Source organism: Roseibium salinum, from assembly GCF_026240905.1.
In the GTDB taxonomy this organism is placed as follows: Bacteria; Pseudomonadota; Alphaproteobacteria; order Rhizobiales; family Stappiaceae; genus Roseibium; species Roseibium salinum.
In genome coordinates, this window is sequence record NZ_JAPEVI010000003.1 from 4154627 (window position 1) to 4171161 (window position 16535).

17 protein-coding genes and 1 pseudogene are annotated in these 16535 nt (G+C 61.4%); 9 read left to right on the forward strand and 9 right to left on the reverse strand.

Going from position 1 to position 16535, the window contains the following annotated elements:
• Positions 1 to 12: 12 nt before the first annotated feature.
• On the forward strand, positions 13 to 798 hold the full coding sequence (locus ON753_RS23875; protein ID WP_265966210.1) for an SDR family NAD(P)-dependent oxidoreductase: 786 nt from the start codon (positions 13 to 15) through the stop codon (positions 796 to 798).
• A 56-nt stretch (positions 799 to 854) separates the two neighbouring features.
• Here the strand turns inward: ON753_RS23875 and ON753_RS23880 are convergent, their stop codons facing one another.
• Positions 855 to 2663: an ABC transporter transmembrane domain-containing protein gene (locus ON753_RS23880; protein WP_377047116.1), complete on the reverse strand. Its 1809-nt coding sequence runs from the start codon at positions 2661 to 2663 to the stop codon at positions 855 to 857.
• A 291-nt stretch (positions 2664 to 2954) separates the two neighbouring features.
• Between ON753_RS23880 and rpmE the strand changes: the two genes are divergently transcribed.
• Positions 2955 to 3179, forward strand: coding sequence for a 50S ribosomal protein L31 (rpmE, locus tag ON753_RS23885; protein ID WP_265966211.1), 225 nt, complete (start codon positions 2955 to 2957; stop codon positions 3177 to 3179).
• A 408-nt stretch (positions 3180 to 3587) separates the two neighbouring features.
• Here the strand turns inward: rpmE and rcdA are convergent, their stop codons facing one another.
• Together rcdA and ON753_RS23895 are read right to left on the reverse strand one after the other, a co-directional pair.
• On the reverse strand, positions 3588 to 4130 hold the full coding sequence (gene rcdA, locus ON753_RS23890; RefSeq protein ID WP_265966213.1) for a protease adaptor protein RcdA: 543 nt from the start codon (positions 4128 to 4130) through the stop codon (positions 3588 to 3590).
• 414 nt (positions 4131 to 4544) lie between these two features.
• Complete coding sequence (locus ON753_RS23895) at positions 4545 to 4742, reverse strand: DUF1192 domain-containing protein (protein ID WP_265966215.1); 198 nt, start codon at positions 4740 to 4742, stop codon at positions 4545 to 4547.
• 150 nt (positions 4743 to 4892) lie between these two features.
• Between ON753_RS23895 and ON753_RS23900 the strand changes: the two genes are divergently transcribed.
• The 4 genes from ON753_RS23900 to arr all read left to right on the forward strand — a co-directional run bounded on the left by ON753_RS23900 (position 4893) and on the right by arr (position 8256).
• Positions 4893 to 5897 carry an NAD(P)H-quinone oxidoreductase gene (locus tag ON753_RS23900; protein ID WP_265966216.1) on the forward strand — a complete coding sequence of 335 codons (1005 nt, stop codon included), beginning with the start codon at positions 4893 to 4895 and terminating at the stop codon, positions 5895 to 5897.
• Between the two features lie 164 nt (positions 5898 to 6061).
• Positions 6062 to 6880 carry a DUF1013 domain-containing protein gene (locus ON753_RS23905; RefSeq protein ID WP_265966218.1) on the forward strand — a complete coding sequence of 273 codons (819 nt, stop codon included), beginning with the start codon at positions 6062 to 6064 and terminating at the stop codon, positions 6878 to 6880.
• Between the two features lie 383 nt (positions 6881 to 7263).
• The gene (locus ON753_RS23910) at positions 7264 to 7794 is read left to right on the forward strand and encodes a dihydrofolate reductase family protein (RefSeq protein ID WP_265966220.1); all 531 of its coding nucleotides are present in this window, start codon (positions 7264 to 7266) and stop codon (positions 7792 to 7794) included.
• 45 nt (positions 7795 to 7839) lie between these two features.
• Positions 7840 to 8256, forward strand: coding sequence for an NAD(+)--rifampin ADP-ribosyltransferase (gene arr / locus ON753_RS23915; protein ID WP_265966222.1), 417 nt, complete (start codon positions 7840 to 7842; stop codon positions 8254 to 8256).
• 105 nt (positions 8257 to 8361) lie between these two features.
• On the opposite strand, the gene ON753_RS23920 is transcribed toward arr, so the two are convergent.
• Positions 8362 to 8493 carry a hypothetical protein gene (locus ON753_RS23920; RefSeq protein ID WP_265966224.1) on the reverse strand — a complete coding sequence of 44 codons (132 nt, stop codon included), beginning with the start codon at positions 8491 to 8493 and terminating at the stop codon, positions 8362 to 8364.
• A gap of 169 nt (positions 8494 to 8662) precedes the next feature.
• Complete coding sequence (locus ON753_RS23925) at positions 8663 to 9682, reverse strand: AraC family transcriptional regulator (RefSeq protein ID WP_265966226.1); 1020 nt, start codon at positions 9680 to 9682, stop codon at positions 8663 to 8665.
• A 194-nt stretch (positions 9683 to 9876) separates the two neighbouring features.
• Here ON753_RS23925 and ON753_RS23930 point away from each other — a divergent pair.
• From ON753_RS23930 to ON753_RS23940, 3 genes and pseudogenes are all read left to right on the forward strand, one after another.
• Positions 9877 to 10967: pseudogene (locus ON753_RS23930) on the forward strand (class I SAM-dependent methyltransferase).
• 71 nt (positions 10968 to 11038) lie between these two features.
• A complete protein-coding gene (locus ON753_RS23935; RefSeq protein ID WP_265966227.1) occupies positions 11039 to 11671 on the forward strand; it encodes an MSMEG_1061 family FMN-dependent PPOX-type flavoprotein in 633 nt (210 codons plus the stop codon).
• Between the two features lie 118 nt (positions 11672 to 11789).
• Positions 11790 to 12515, forward strand: a complete 726-nt coding sequence (locus ON753_RS23940; protein ID WP_265966230.1) for a class I SAM-dependent methyltransferase — start codon at positions 11790 to 11792, stop codon at positions 12513 to 12515.
• Positions 12516 to 12615: 100 nt separating this feature from the next.
• On the opposite strand, the gene ON753_RS23945 is transcribed toward ON753_RS23940, so the two are convergent.
• From ON753_RS23945 to efp, 4 genes are all read right to left on the reverse strand, one after another.
• A complete protein-coding gene (locus ON753_RS23945; protein WP_265966232.1) occupies positions 12616 to 13650 on the reverse strand; it encodes a peptidoglycan -binding protein in 1035 nt (344 codons plus the stop codon).
• Between the two features lie 4 nt (positions 13651 to 13654).
• Positions 13655 to 14644, reverse strand: a complete 990-nt coding sequence (locus tag ON753_RS23950; RefSeq protein WP_265966234.1) for a flagellar motor protein MotA — start codon at positions 14642 to 14644, stop codon at positions 13655 to 13657.
• Positions 14645 to 14875: 231 nt separating this feature from the next.
• Positions 14876 to 15715, reverse strand: a complete 840-nt coding sequence (locus ON753_RS23955; RefSeq protein ID WP_265966235.1) for an inositol monophosphatase family protein — start codon at positions 15713 to 15715, stop codon at positions 14876 to 14878.
• A 73-nt stretch (positions 15716 to 15788) separates the two neighbouring features.
• Positions 15789 to 16352, reverse strand: a complete 564-nt coding sequence (gene efp, locus ON753_RS23960; protein ID WP_265966237.1) for an elongation factor P — start codon at positions 16350 to 16352, stop codon at positions 15789 to 15791.
• Between the last annotated feature and the right edge of the window lie 183 nt (positions 16353 to 16535).

Below are 16535 nucleotides of genomic sequence, written 5' to 3' on the forward strand. Positions count from 1 at the left end.
CGTGAGGTTTCCGTGTCTTTGGAAAATAAGGTCGCCATCATCACCGGCGCTGCCCGTGGTATCGGATTTGCCGTTGCCAAACGTTTTGTCATGGATGGCGCGAAGGTCGTGATCGCCGATGTGGACGATAGCGCCGGCGAGGCGGCAGCCGAGGACCTGAAGGGCCTCGGCGAGGCGACGTACATCCATTGCAACGTCGCCGAACGCCTGGACGTGCGCAACCTGGTCGCCGAAACCCTGAATGCCTATGGCGACATCGACGTTCTGGTCAACAACGCCGGCATCGTTGCCGGTGCCGACTTCCTCGACCTGGAAGTGGAGGATTTCGACCGGGTTCTGTCGATCAATCTGAGAGGCTCGTTCCTGTGTTCCCAGGCCGTTGCCCGCCACATGGTCGAGAAGGTGCAGGACGGCGGCGAGCCGGGCTGCATCATCAACATGTCGTCGATCAACGCCGTGGTCGCGATCCCCAATCAGGTTCCCTATTGCGTTTCCAAGGGCGGCATATCCCAGCTGACCAAGGTCTCCGCCCTGTCGCTCGCCCAATACGGCATTCGCGTGAACGCCATCGGTCCGGGCTCGATCATGACCGACATGCTGGCGTCGGTGAACAGCGACAAGGCCGCAAAGAACCGCATCCTGTCGCGAACCCCGATGCTGCGCATCGGCGAGGCTTCCGAGATCGCCGGCGTCGCGGCTTTCCTGGCATCGCCGGACGCGAGCTACGTGACCGGGCAGACCATCTTTGCCGATGGCGGCCGGTTACCGCTGAATTATACGGTTGCCGTGCCGGAGTAAGCTACGGCGCTGCCGGTTCCCTCCCCCGTGCGGGGAGGGGACAAGCTGCGTGATCTTCAAGCCGTCTCGTCTTCCCTTTCGGCGTTGAATTGCAGCCGGGCGAGCTTGGCATAAAGGCCGCTGGCGGCCGTCAGTTCGGCGTGCGTGCCGGCTTCGACAATCCTGCCGGCGTCCATGACCACGATCCTATCCGCCTTCAGCACCGTGGCCAGCCTGTGGGCGATCACAAGCGTGGTGCGGCCCTCCATCAGCCGGTCCAGGGCCTGCTGAACCAGGCTCTCGCTTTCCGCATCAAGGGCGCTGGTCGCCTCGTCGAGAAGCAGAACCGGTGCGCCCTTCAGGACGGCCCGCGCGATGGCAATGCGCTGGCGCTGGCCGCCGGAGAGCGTGATGCCGCGCTCGCCCACCAGCGTGTCGTAGCCTTCGCTCATCGTGTCGATGAAGGGCGCGGCGAGGGCGGCCTGGGCGGCGGCGATGATCTCCGCGCGGGTGGCTTCGGGCCGGCCGTAGGCGATATTTTCGGCAATCGTGGCGCCGAATATCGCGGTGTCCTGGGGCACGAGGGCAATGTTGCGGCGCAGCTCCTCCGGGTCCAGCTTCGTCAGCTCCACGCCATTGAGGCGAATGACGCCTTCGTTCGGGTCGTAATAGCGCATCAGGAGGCTGAACAGGGTCGACTTGCCCGCTCCGGACGGGCCGACGACCGCGACCGTCTCGCCGGGCGTGACGTTCAGGCTCAGGTCCCGGACGACGGGCATGTTCCTGCTGTTCTGATAGGCAAAGGAAACGCGGTCGAAGACGATTTCGGCACGCGACGTCGCCGGAAGGCGGACGGGATTGGCCGGGGCGCTGATTTCGGGCCGGATTTCCAGAAGCTCGCTCAGGCGCCCGGCGGCGCCTGCGGCCTGGGAGAGTTCGCCCCAGACCTCCGACAGCGCGGCCAGGGACCCGGCAGCAAGAATGGAATAGAGCAGGAACTGGCTGAGTTCGCCCCCTGTGATCCGGCCGGCGAAGACATCGCTGGCGCCGATCCACAGGACCGCGACGATGCTGGCGCCGATGACGAACAGCGCGAAGCCGGTGAGCGCCGCCCGGGCCATGATCGCCTTGCGGGCCGCCTGGAAGGCCGTCTCGACCGCCGACCCGTAGCGGTCTGAGCTGCGCCGTTCATGGGTGAAGGCCTGCAGAGTGCGCACGGAGCCCAGCATCTCGCCGGCATAGGCGGACGCATCGGCCAGGGTGTCCTGCGCGAAGCGGGATCTCTTGCGCACCTGGCGCCCGAAGCCGAGGATGGGAACCAGAATGACCGGTATAGCCGCCAGAACGATGACGGACAGGCGCGGACTGGTCACGACCATCATCACCGCGGCGCCGGCAAACATGATCAGGTTGCGCATGGCAAGCGACGCGCTCGCGCCGAAGGCCGCCTTGATCTGCGTGGTGTCCGCCGTCAGCCGGGAGAGGATTTCCCCGGATTTCGCGCTGTCGTAAAAGGCGGGGCTGAGGCGGGTCATGTGGGCGAAGACATCGCTGCGGATTTCCGCAACGACCCTCTCGCCGATCCACATCACCAGGAAGTAGCGGATGGAACTTGCCAGCGACAGGGCACAGACAACGCCGATCAGGACGACGAAATAGGAATTGACCAGCGCCGGATCGTCCGCGCCGAAGCCGTTGTCGATCATCCGGCGGACGGCCGCCGGCAGGATCAGCGTGATGACCGCGGCCGAAAACAGCGCGATTATGGCCGCGCCCACCATGCCCTTGTGCTTGAGCAGATAAGGCAGCAGCCGGGCCAGCGGCCTGAGCGATCTGCGCGGTGGCGTCGGGGCGGACCGGGTTTCGGAAACTGGGGCGTCGGCCACAGGGCTCTCCTCTTGGTTTGCGTCCGTCTTTACCACGATCGGACAGACGCTCAATGGCAAAGGTCAAGTGCGGCCGGCATGCGTGACCCGATGCATCCGCGGTTCCGATTGAACAGCAATGGAATTTGCGGGAAAATGCCCCTTGTTTTGCCGGGCACCTTGGGGTATATCCCCGCCTCATGTTTCTGAGGGCGGCGTCCGCAACCGGATCGGCGGCCCTTCATTTCGTTTTGCGTTCGTGTAGCGGCTTTGAGGGCAAAGACACTACAGAGGCGCTTGAAAGGACCGGCCATGAAAGCGGATATTCATCCCGACTACCATTCCATCAAGGTCGTCATGACCGATGGCACCGAATACTTCACCCGCTCCACTTATGGTGCGGAAGGCGATACGCTGACGCTCGACATCGACGCGAACTCGCACCCGGCCTGGACCGGCGGCGACCGCCAGCTGATGGACCGCGGCGGCCGCGTGTCCCGCTTCAAGAACAAGTTCGCTGGTTTCCTCGGCTCCTGATCGCCGCAAGAAACAGCTACGAGCGATGAACCCGGCCCCAGGCCGGGTTTTTTGTTGCCTGGCCTTCAGATGCCAGGAGTTGCACACCGACCCGCCTCCCGAGGTCATCCCCGACTCGCTCGAGTCGGGGATGACCGCCGGGGGACAAGCCGCCTTGCGGCGGCACATGCTGGGAACAAACCTTCCGATCGTCATCCCGGCCAAGCAGAGCGCGAGCCGGGATCGGAGAGCCGTCGGAAGCGAGCTTTCAGGAGGGCGTCCCGAAACAAGCCCGCCACACCTCGGCTCAGCGATCCCGGATCTACGCTTCACTCCGTCCGGGAAGACGACGGATAGCAAGTTTCTGGCCGGCAAAACAACAAAAGCCGCCTTGCGGCGGCTTTCGAAATCAGGATCCGCGGTGAGGGATCAGCCGAGCTTGCCGAACGCGGCGCGCAGCTGGCTGAGCTGGGAGGCGACCGGGTTGTCGTCGTTCGCTTCTTCCGGATGCTCTTCGGCGTCCTTGCGGTAAAGCATCTTGTCGAGATGCACGATCCGCTCCTGAAGCCGCGTGGAGCGCTCGACCAGTTCGCGCAACGTTGCGGGAAGTTCGTTCCAGGACGGGCCGCCGGTGGCGCTGCTGAGCTTGTCGAGGCGGACCTTGTTCTTGTCGCTGCCGGCCTGTTCGCGGGACATTTCGCCTTCGTTGACGGCGCGCTGCAGCAGAAGCCAGGAGGCAAGCTGCATAAGGCGCGTGGTCAGGCGCATGGATTCGGTGGCATAGGCGAGGGATGCCGGGCGCGGCAGCTTCTTGGCTTCTTCGCGGCCGCTTCCGTCCAGATACATCGCCGTCTCCTCGACCAGCGCCATACCCTCCTGGAACAGATGCTGGAAGTTGTCCGAGCTGGCAAGATGAGGAGCGATATGCACAGTGGCTATTGAACCAGCGGCTTTCTTGATGTCGTCCGTCATGGGATTACTACGCCTCAGTTACATTTCCGGTTCACCCTGGCATCTTCTTCCGACTGTCCCGGATTATGACACTCCGGACAATCCTGTTCCTTTTTGGAACGATGCAGGACTTCATGCCTTTAGCTGAGCAATCTGTGTGCCAGTTACGATGGTAAATGGCGGTTAACCAGAACATTGACAATGTACTATGAGGCGCGGCCAAAAAAAGAGCCGCATGGTTGCGGCTCTGAGTCTTTAACAGGGAGGCGTCAAACAGAGTGGACAGGAGCCACTCACATCCAGATGACTGGATGAATAAATTTATACTTTGGAAAGATTAACAAGAGGTAAATGAGTTAAATTTTACCTACCGCCACTGCCTCTCAGGATGGCCGGTAACAGCAATATTATTAATCACTGCAATAATTTACGAGGCTATTTCTGGAAAATCGAATTGGCCGCATCGCGAATATTCCCGCGTTGCTCCAACTCCCTCCGGGTGCGGTCGATTTCCTCGGTCAGTGCATCGATCCGTTCTGCAAGGTCGCTCTCCGACAGTTTGGACAGATCCTCGCCGACGCTGATTGCACCGGGGATGAATTTTCTGGGGACATCGTCGTCGAACAGGCCCATGGTTTTTCTTCCCTGAACAGTGTCACGCAAATCGACCGCGGCCTGCTTGTGCAGTCCGCGTGCCTTCAAATACGTTCGGACTGCCTTTACCATATGCCAGGCAGGCACGGCCTAGCCAGTCCCAAAATGAACCAAAAGGAAGCTCCTTCAATGCAGAATCTGCCGGATAGCATGTCCGTGATCGCGATTTCCGAGCCCGGAGGCCCTGAGGTCCTGATGGTGCAGCAACGGCCCCTGCCGGAGCCGGGGCCGGGCGAGATCCTGATCCGGGTCGCGGCAGCAGGGGTGAACCGGCCGGACGTCCTGCAGCGCCAGGGCGCCTATCCGCCGCCGAAAGGCGCGTCCGATCTGCCCGGGCTCGAGGTTGCCGGAGAAGTGGTCGCGTGCGGCGAGGGCGCGGCCCGCCACAGGATCGGCGACAAGGTGACGGCGCTTGCCCCCGGCGGCGGCTATGCGGCCTTCTGCAAGGTGCCTGAGGGCCATGCGCTGCCGGTGCCCGCCGGCCTGACGATGGCAGAGGCCGCGGCCCTGCCGGAGACCTTCTTCACGGTGTGGTCGAATGTCTTCGACCGGTGCGGCCTCAAGGGCGGCGAGCGGTTTCTGGTCCATGGCGGCACGTCCGGAATCGGGACAACCGCCATCCAGCTGGCAAAGGCCTTCGGGGCGGAAGTCTTCACGACCGTCGGTTCGGCCGAAAAGGTGGCGGCGGCCGCGCGGCTCGGCGCGGATCACGTCATCAATTACCGCGAACAGGCGTTCGAAAAGGCCATTCTGGAGATTACCGGCGGAGAGGGGGTCGACGTGATCCTCGACATGGTCGGCGGCGACTATGTGGAGCGGAACTGGAAAGCGGCGGCCGTGGAAGGGCGGATCTGCCAGATCGCGACGCTCAGGGGCGTGGCGGAGACCGTGAATTTCTCCCGGCTCATGGTGAAGCGGCTGACCCATACGGGCTCGACGCTGCGGCCCCGCGACGACGCCTTCAAGACCGCGATCGCGGACAGGCTGAAAGACAAGGTCTGGCCGCTGATCGAACAGGGAAAGATCAGGCCGGTGATGGACTCGACCTTTCCGCTCGCCCGGGCCGTGGAGGCACACGGGCGGATCGAAAGCTCCGATCATATCGGCAAAATCGTGCTGACGCTGGAGGACTGAGTTTCACCCGTGGATCGTGAAGCGCAAAATGCGTCAAAATGCGCGAGCCCATTTGCGTTTTCGCACTATTCCCCCTATATTCCGGGTACTTCCCATTATTTCAGCAATGGACCATCGCTTTTTCGCCCCGCCGGGCGCGGAAGCAGACGAGAGGAATTTATCTGATGGCGAATACGCCGCTTATGCCGAAGGCCACCGCCGTCTGGCTCGTAGACAATACCGCGCTGAGCTTCTCTCAGATTGCGTCCTTCTGCCGGCTTCATCCGCTGGAAGTGAAGGCGATCGCCGATGGTGAAGCCGCGCAGGGGATCAAGGGTCTGGACCCGATCCTGACCGGCCAGCTGACGAGAGAAGAAGTCGAGAAGGCCCAGAAGGACCCGAACTATCAGCTCAAGCTGCAGGGCTCGAAAGTGGTGGTGCCGGAATCCAAGCGCAAGGGACCGCGCTACACGCCGGTTTCCCGCCGCCAGGACCGCCCGAACGCTATTCTGTGGCTGGTGCGCAACCATCCGGAGCTGAAGGACGCCCAGATCATGCGCCTGGTCGGCACCACCAAGCCGACCATCGCCGCCATCCGCGACCGCACGCACTGGAATTCGTCGAACCTGACGCCGTCCGACCCGGTCACGCTCGGCCTGTGCAGCCAGCTTGAACTGGACATGGAAGTCGAAAAGGGCGCCAAGAACCTGCCGCAGCCGGTCGCCGGTGCCGCCGCCGAAACGCTGATGCCGGTCGAAGACAGCACCAGCGACGACGCAATCGCGGCCGCCTTCTCCTTCGGCACGAGCAAGCCGAAGCGCGAAGAGGAAGAGGCCATCGACGCCGATGCGGTCTTTGCGAAGCTGAACTCGCTGAAAACCGCCGACACCGATGCCGATAGCGATGAAGACAGCGCAGCCGAAGAAGTCGAAGAAGCCGACGAAGGCGTTGAAATCGAAGACGCAGGCAGCGACGACGACGAAGACAACGAAGACAACAAGTAAGCTTCTGCCTGTCCTATGACCGCAGGAACCGCCGGCCGATCGCCGGCGGTTTTTTGTTGGGCGCGTCTCGCAACCGGGTGCGGACCCCGGAACGCCGACACGCCCGGTGCCGAAGCTTTCATGAGCTTCGACCTCCTTCCCTAAAGAACTTTTGCGCGTGCGCAGCGCTCGTCCGAAACGGGCGTGTGACGCAGGCTCAAGGGCCGTCGATCAGCGGATATCCTGCGTCGGGTCACGGATGACGATCAGGTTCCAGAGTCGGACGTGGATGGAATCTTCAGCAAACAGATTGCATAGTGCAATCAGTTAAGTTAGCCTCGTGGACGATATCATGACGCAACCAGAGCGCTGCGAAAGTCTCCCGTGTGAAGAAAGGAAGGGGTATGGCGAAGCTTGTTTTTGGAATGAACCATTCCCTGGACGGCTATGTCGACCATGAGGCGTTTGCGCCTGGTCCCGACCTTTTTCGTCACTGGATAGAGCATGTGCGTGGCCTGAGCGGCAGCGTGTACGGTCGCCGCATATACGAGATGATGCGCTATTGGGACGAGGACCTTCCCGAGTGGACACCGGATCAACTCGAGTTTGCGGCGGCGTGGCGGCGCCAACCGAAATGGGTTGTGTCGCGCACCTTGAGCTCCGTCGGCCCCAACGCCACACTTGTCGGCGATGACATCGAGGCGGCGATCCGCGAGCTGAAGGCTCAACACGGCGGGGAGATTGCCGTCGCCGGACCGGAGCTGGCGCAAAGCCTGACCGATCTCGGTCTCATTGACGAGTATCGCCTCTACCTCCACCCCGTCGTACTCGGTCGCGGCACGCCGTTCTTTGCCGGACCGCGGCCGCGGCTCCACCGTGTGGCCAGCGATATGATCGGCGAGGATGTGATCAGGTTGACCTACGTTCCTGCCTGATCACGCGCAGTTGCCGACACACTACGCCGAATGGAGCCTCCAGCCTTGTCCGCTTCAGCCAGCATGTTTGCCCAGTCGTTCTTTCACGGCACGCGCGCCGACTTGAAAACCGGAGACCTGATTGTCGTCGGTTACCAATCCAACTTCACCAGTACCCGGCGGCTGTCCTGGGTCTATTTTTCGGGCACGCTCGACGCGGCGATCTGGGGCGCCGAACTCGCGGCCGGAAGCGGACCCGAACGGATCTATGTCGTGGAGCCGACCGGGCCGATCGAGGACGATCCCAACCTGACCGACAAGAAGTTTCCCGGCAATCCGACCCTGTCCTATCGTTCCCGGGAGCCATTGCGCGTCATCGCCGAAGTTACGAAGTGGCAAGGGCACACGCCCGAAAGGCTGCAGCAGATGAAGGACGGTCTCGCCCGCTTGCAGGCCGAAGGCAAGGCGGAGATTATCGATTAGATTACAGGGAAATCGATTGCTGCCGCCTATTCGCCCAACCGCACCCGGGCTAGTTCCACCACCTCTCCCCAAGGCTGTCGCCCCAATCCCGCCAAACCCCGAGCCTCACCGCTCCGTCAGCTTCAACTCGATCCGCCGGTTCTTCGCCAGTGCTTCCGGTGAATCGCCTTCCGCCAGCGGCTGGTGTTCGCCGAAGCCGGTGGCTCTTTTGCACCCGACGTGCTGTTTTCTGCCCATCTGCGCTTCGCCCGGTCCGGGACAACGAACTGGTGGTCTGCCATTCCCCTGAACCGTCGGCAGACAGCCGGAGGATCTTTTTGGGGCGGTTCGTGTATGTCGTTTTCGATGGCGATCGTCTGCTGGTGGGTGGCGGTCCAACTGGTCATTGTCTGCTGGCCGCGAAGCTTCATTGTCGATGTCGTGTTCTTCGCCGCCATTGTCCCGGGCTCATTCCCACGATCCGTTTAAAGCCCCGACTGAAAGATGCTTCCGTCTCGTAGCCTACTGATTCTGCCACGGCCCGCAGCGGCAGGGAGCCGGTTTCCATCAATTTTGCCGCGAGCTGCATACGCCAGCGTGAGAGATAGGTCATCGGTGGTGTTCCAACCACGGCATTGAAGCGTTCGGCCATTACACTGCGCGACATGCCCGCTTCGCGGGCCAATTGTTCCAGTGTCCAGTCGCGGGCCGGATGGCTGTGTATGAGCGCCAGTGCCTTGCCGATGCCTGGTGTGCGGACGGCCGCAAGCCAGCCACTCGCATTTTCCGGCAGGTCTTCCACGTACCTGCGCACGGCCGCGATGAAGATCAACTCGCACAATCGAGACAGGACCGCGGAACTGCCAATCCTTTGACAGTGGCTCTCTTCCACGGCTGCTTGTATCAACTCCAGCAACCTGTCGTCCGGCTTGTCGTGCCTCCTTTCGCGAGGCCGGACATGGAGTATCCGGGGAAGCGCCTCCAGAAGGGGATTGAACGGTTTTGAACTGTGACCAAGAAATCCGCAAATCAGTTCGGCACATGTGCCTTCCGAATTGCCGGTACCTTCCCCAACCTCAAGTTTGAAAGGCAGCGTGATCGTCGGATCAGGGGGCGCGAAATGGCCGAGATCCGGCGCACTCTCGAGCGCGAGATCGCTGCCCATGCGATGAGCGTCCCCGTGAGGGAATATTATGACGCTGCCTGCTTCGAGCCGGACGCGCTCACACGCACCGGCCTCGGACACGATTTCCGCCCAGCCTTCCCCTTGCAGCATGACATGGTATTCGATCAGGCCTTGCGCTTCCGGCATCACCAGGGGCAGCAGCTCACTTGATCGAGGTGCTTCGGAAATCCACGGCGCGCGTGCATTCACTTCAAAGAATATTGCGCCGGAAAGCTGAACCACACGCAATACGTCCGATATTAGATCCGCGCGGTTCTGCATTCGCTCTCCTTTTGACAGTGCCATTGGTCACACGGCTTGCGATCAATTTTGCCGGACGATGGGACATACATGTCAGACGCTCGCACATTCACACGGTGGGAGTGCCCGACTAGAAACTCCGGCGACCAGGACGTGGATATTGACGCGACCTGAAAACTTGATTGTCGCCACGATTTACTAGAAGGAACCGTCCAATGGCGCTTGAAGACTCTACCTACCGGATTGAACATACTATCGATGAAGACAAACTGCAGGCTCTTACAGGAAAAATTCTGCAAGACGTTGGCGGCGCGTTCGCCGTATTGCTCGGTTACATTGGAGACCAAACGGGGGTCTATGCCGCACTCCGGGACAATGGACCTTGCACCAGTGATGCGTTGGCTCGCGCATGTAATGTCGACGCGCGCTATTTGCAGGAATGGCTCAGCGCGCAAGCCGCCGCCGGCTATGTGCTGTATCACCCCGAGACGGATCGCTTTTCGCTGAGCCCGGAGCAAGCCACCACACTTGCGCAGGAAGGGCATCCGGCGTTCCTGCAGGGTTTTTCCAACTCCTTACCGCTCAGTTCACAACGCACGAAAAAGCGATCGAAACGTCCCGGACTGGCGCTGGAAGGCCCTGGGGCGACCATCATGGATGCTGCTTTTGCGGTACCGACAGGTTCTTCCGTCCCGGCTATGAAGCCAATCTGATCGACGCATGGCTTCCTGCGCTGGACGGTGTGGTCGAGAAGCTGAAGGGGGGATCCAAAGTCGCCGACATAGGCTGTGGTCACGGCAGCTCAACGGTCCTCATGGCCGGAGCATTTCCGGAAAGCTCCTTCATCGGCTACGACTTCCACGCGCCTTCAATCGTGACCGCGCGCGAGAAAGCAGCCCAGGCATCCGTTTCGGCCAATGCCCGATTTGAGGTGAAAGCGGTCAAGGAAATCGAAGAGGGCGGTTTCGATCTGGTGTGCATGTTTGACGCGTTGCACGACATGGGCGACCCGGTAGGGGCTGCCCGGGCAATTCGAAAGTCCCTGTCGCCGGGTGGCACTTTGATGCTTGTAGAGCCTCGCGCCGGCGACGACTTAACCGACAACCTCCACCTGCTCGGCCAGATCTTTTACTCAGCTTCCACGCTGGTGTGTACACCCGCGTCTCGCGCTCAAGAGGTCGGTTTGGCTCTGGGCGCTCAGGCGGGGTTCAAGCGCCTTACCGCCGTTCTGGAGGAAGCAGGCTTTTCACACGTCCGACTGGCGGTCCAGAGCGACACCAACATGGTGATCGAAGCACGGGCCTAAGGCTTTGGTGAAGCAACTGCAGATGATCGTGTTTCGATCATCTGCAGCAACGCCTGTGGAAGGATCTCCAGATGGAACAGCGGCGATTTGCAGAGGTGATTGAGACGCGTGCCCGGTTGCGGGAGATTATCAAGGAGCCCAGCCCGCTCGTAAGTCACAAGACTATCGACCATATCGACGAAATTTGCCGGCGGTTTATCGCTGCAAGTCCATTCGTCGTCGTGTCAGCACGGGGTGCCGGTGTTCGAACAAGTGTTTCGCCCAAGGGGGACGCACCGGGTTTCGTGACGGTTCTTGATGACAAGACGCTAGCGATCCCGGAGCGGCTCGGAAACAACAGGGTCGACACGTTCGAATGTTTGCTAGAGGACCCGCGGGTCGGATTATTGTTCATGATCCCGGGCAATGGTGACACCTTGCGGATGAGCGGTCGCGCCAAAATCGTGCAAGACGCGGTGTTGCAGGGAAAGTTAGCCGTGAAGGGACGGCCTCCTGCACTGGTCCTGGTTGTCAACGTGGAAGAGGCTTTCCTTCATTGCGCGAAGTCCATTGCGCGCAGCAGGTTGTGGCAACCTGAGTTCTGGCCACCGCTCGACGACGTGCCCAGCCTCGCCCAGGCGATGGTCGCTCACGGCAAGCTCTCCAGCTCTTTGGCAGACGTGCAGGACATCATCGACAATGACGCTCAGCACCGCCTTTATTGAATGCCTGTGAAGCGCGCCGGTTCAAGTTCATCACGCTTGTGACGGCAGCCGTGGTCCGGAAAGTATTTCTTCTCGACGAAGTCCATTAATTTGACCAAGTGTGTGAAAGTTCCGAGAAATGCAGTCTGTACGTGAACACTATGAACAGTTTCTGGCCAAGAACTATACCTGGATGGTCGGTCAATCCATAGAAGACAAGAGCGAAGAGCAGCTGGAGCTTCTGAAGATCGCAGGCATTTCGGCTCCGGGTGTTGCTGTGGATCTTGGGTGCGGTCCCGGATATCAGTCTCTCGCACTGCTCGATCTGGGTGCGCGACATGTCCACGCAATCGATTTCAATCAGAGCCTGCTCGAGTACCTGGGCCAGCAGACACGCGGCTTGCAGGTTGATCTTCACAATGCGGATATCGTCGACTTTCACCACATCCTGCACGGCCCGGTCGATACCGTCGTGTGCATGGGTGACACCCTGACGCATTTGGCGTCCTTGGAGGACGTCGAGTCACTGATTTCCAATATCGCCGCGATGCTATCGACTACCGGCCGAGTGGTCATCTCCTGGCGCGACCTGACGAGAACACCATCCGGCCTGGATCGTTTTATCCAGGTTCGCGCGTCGGACGACAAGATAATGCTCTGCTTCCTGGAAGACCAGGGAGACCGCGTTCTGGTGCACGATTTGCTGCACGTCAGGACACCTCAAGGCTGGACCCTTGAAAAGAGTGCGTACCCCAAACTGAAAATCCCGGTTGAGTGGCTTCATGCGAGCCTGTCAAATGCGGGGCTGGAAATCCTCCATAGCGATGTGCATGGGGGCATGACAGTCACCACAGCAGGACGGTGATCAAAGCGGTGATCAAAGCTCGGGCATCCGCTTTGCCCAGGCCGGCGAAACTCCACCGCTCGCAGACGCATTTGCCCCAATTTCCGCCGAACCCCGAGCCTCACCGCTCCGTCAGCTTCAACTCGATCCGCCGGTTCTTCGCCAGTGCTTCCGGCGAGTCGCCTTCCGCCAGCGGCTGGTGTTCGCCGAAGCCGGCGGCGACGAGGCGTTTCGGGTCGACGCCCTGTTGGATGAGGTAGCGCACGACGGAGATCGCGCGGGCGGCGGAGAGTTCCCAGTTGTTGCGCAGGCGGCCCGCGCCGGAGAGCGGGCGGGCGTCGGTGTGGCCGTCGACGCGCAGCACCCAGTTGATCTCGTCGGGGATCTGCAGGCTCAGTTCCTGGATGGCCTCGGCGAGCTTTTCGAGCTCCTGCTGGCCGGCCGGGTTGATGTCTTCGGAGCCGGAATCGAACAGCACTTCGGACTGAAAGACGAAGCGGTCGCCGACCACAGAGATGTCGGAGCGCTGCGACAGGATTTCGCGCAGCCGGCCGAAGAAGTCGGAGCGGTAGCGGGAGAGTTCCTGAACGCGCTGGACCAGCGCGGCGTTGAGGCGGCGGCCGAGGCTGGCGATCTTTGCCTGGCTTTCGGATTCTTTCGCCTCGGCGGCGTCGAGCGCCGCGTTGGCGGCGGCGATCTGGCGGCGGAGCGCGGAAATCTGCTGGTTGAGCAGTTCGACCTGAGCAAGCGCCGCCTGGCTGACCTGGCGTTCGTCGTCCAGTAGGTTCTCCAGCCGGGCCGCCTTGCCGCCGGCGGCATCGGCTTCGCCGGAGCTGCTTTCAAGCAAACCCTGCAGGCGGGCCTGTTCGTCTTGCGCGTCGCTCAGGCTCGCGCGCAGGCCCTGAATGGTATCCTCCAGGTCGGTGGAACTTGCCCGTTCCAGGGCCAGCAACTGGGTCAGTTCGTTGATCTGGGCGTTCAGCCTGTTGAGCACCGTGTCGCGGCCGGAAAGCTGCTGCGACAGGAAGAACTGGGCGATCATGAAGATCGACAGCAGGAAAATGATGACGAGCAGAAGCGTCGCCATGGCGTCGACGAAGCCGGGCCAGTAGTCCGTTGACTGGGCGCGGCGGCGGCCGCGGTATCCTGCCGCCATGGCGCTACTCCTTTGCGCGGTCGAAGGCCGCGGCGATGGAGGACAGAAGCCCCTCGATCCGTTTCTGCTGCTCGCCCTGGGACTCGGCCCAGTCGCGCATCATCTGCTGCTCGGAACGCACATGCTTGACCAGGCCCTGAATGCCCTCGGCAAGGTTGGCCATGGCCTGGTTGGCGTTGCGGCTGCCGCCTTCCTCGAGGCTCTTCTGCAGGGCGGTGATCGAGGCCTGGATCTGTTCGACGCCGGGGGAGACCGAGGAGGTGAAGACGCCTTCTTCCGGTTCGATATCGGTGACGGTGGAGAGCCAGTCTTCCAGTTCGGTATAAAAGCGGTTCTGCGCCTGGCCGGCCTGCAGGTCGAGGAAGCCGAGAACCAGGGATCCGGTGAGGCCGAAGAGCGAGGACGAGAAGGCGGTGCCCATGCCGGACAGCGGCGCCTCCAGCCCGGCCTTGAGATCCTCGAAGATCACATTCGCATCGCCCGCGCCGACGTCGAGGGACTGGATGGTGGCGCCGACGGAGCTGACGGTCTGAAGCAGGCCCCAGAAGGTGCCGAGCAGACCGAGGAACACCAGCAGGCCCGTCAGGTAGCGCGAAATCTCGCGTGATTCCTCCAGGCGCATGCCGATGGAATCGAGAATCGAACGCGCGGTGGTCGGCGTAAGCGCCATGTCGCCGGCCTTGTTGGCCAGGAGTGAGGCCATCGGAGAGAGCAGGACGGGCGAGCGCGTGTCCAGGGCCGGGTCACCCATCCGGAAACTGTTGACCCAGGAGATTTCCGGAAACAGCCGGATTACCCTGCCGAACAGCAGGAGAACCCCGAAAACGCCGACAAATACGATCAGGCCGTTGAGGCCCGGGTTGCTCATGAACGCTGTAGAAATCTGCGGGAACAAGATGAAGGCGATGAAGGCGACGATCACCAGGAAGATGATCATGAAGGTCAGATACGCCCTCGGGCTGGACAGACTGTAGGGGTCAAATTCACGGGCCATAATGCGCAATAGATCACCTCTTGCTCCAGAGCGTAAGGCGATTGATAACGTGATTTTTAACGCCTTGGAAACCTCCAATCGTCCCGAGAGGGCCAATTAAAGTTGAAAAACCCGTAATCTGGCGCATTCAGGCAATACAAGGTCATTGCCGCGGGAAGCGATCCGGGCGAAGCCTTGGCAGCAGGTTGCCTCTCGGACGTTTGTTGGAGGGCCGAAAAGGCGGCCCTGTTCTCAGGACGCGGATGTGTCCGTGGCGACTTCCTGAGTGCCGTCTGCCGGTGCCTCGGCCTGTTTCAGGAGACGGAGCAGGTACTTGTGGGCAAATTCATTGCCGACGACCACGTCTCCGCTTTCCATCATCTTGTTCCTGCCAGCCATGTCGCTGACGAAGCCGCCGGCTTCGCGCACCAGAAGGATACCGGCGGCAATGTCCCAGGAGTTCAGGTTGCGCTCCCAGAACCCGTCCACCCGCCCCGAGGCGGTCCAGGCGAGATCGAGGGCGGCGGCGCCCATGCGCCGGACGCCGGCGACTTCGGGCATGATGAAGCGAAGTTCGCGCAAGGTCCGTCCGTGGTCACCCTTGCCGATGAACGGAAGCCCGGTGGCGAACACCATGTCCGTCAGGTCGGTGCGCCCGGCCACCCGCAGGCGCCGGTCGTTGAGATATGCGCCCCGGCCGCGTTCGGCGGTGTAGAGCTCGTCCATCACCGGGTTGTAGACGACGCCGGCAACGATCTCCCCGGCCCGTTCGAGCGCGATGGAGGTTGCGAAGAGCGGGATGCCGTGGAGGAAATTGGTGGTGCCGTCGAGCGGGTCGATATGCCAGCGGTGCTGGCCGTCGGAGCCTTCGACCTCGCCGCTTTCCTCCATGACCAGACCGTAGGTCGGGCGGGCTCTGGTCAGCTCGCTGCGCACGATTTCCTCGGCGCGGCGATCGGCGGCCGAAACGAAATCGCCGGGTCCCTTGCGGGACACCTGCAGGTTTTCCACTTCACCGAAATCGCGCACCAGAGAACGTCCGGCCTTGATTGCGGCTTGAACCATCACGTTGAGGAGAGCTGTGCGGGCCATCGACTGTCACTTGTTGTTGGGCATTGCCCGGCCGGAACCGGGCACACCAGTATGATTGTATTCTCAGGCCGGGTCAGTCGGCGCGGCGGACATATTCCAGCGTGCCGGTGTCCACGATGATCTTCTCGCCGGCGGTGATGAACGGCGGCACCATGACACGCACGCCGTTTTCCATGAGCGCGGGCTTGTAGGAGGAGGACTGGGTCTGTCCCTTCACCACGGCATCGGCTTCACTGATTTCCAGCGTCACATGCTGGGGCAGGGTGATGCCGATCGGGCGCTCTTCGTGCATTTCCACGGTCACCATCATGCCGTCCTGAAGGAAGGCGGCACGGTCGCCGACGAAATCCATCTGCAGTTCCAGCTGCTCGTAGGTTTCCGTATCCATGAAGATCAGCATGTCTTCCTGGGTGTAAAGGTACTGGAAGTCCTTCTGCTCCAGGCGGACGCGCTCGACCTTGTCTTCGGAGCGGAAACGCTCGTTGAGCTTGCGGCCGTCGATCAGGTTCTTCATTTCGACCTGAGCAAAGGCGCCGCCTTTGCCCGGCTTCACGTGCTGGACCTTGACGACGGCCCACAGCGTTTCCTGATGCTGCAGCACGTTACCGGGTTTTATTTCGTTTCCGTTGATCTTCATGGAACGACCGACTTTTCAATTTGTTTGGATCTGAAGCGGCACGGCGACCAGCGTAGAAGGCTGGCGTGCACAAATTCGCTCGCGCCTGTCCATCACAAAAGCCGGTCCGATTCAAGGAAAAAGGCGATCAGGCGCATGTCCTGGTGAAGTTAGGCCCTTTGGCCGGTGCGCTTTTGCCCGGGG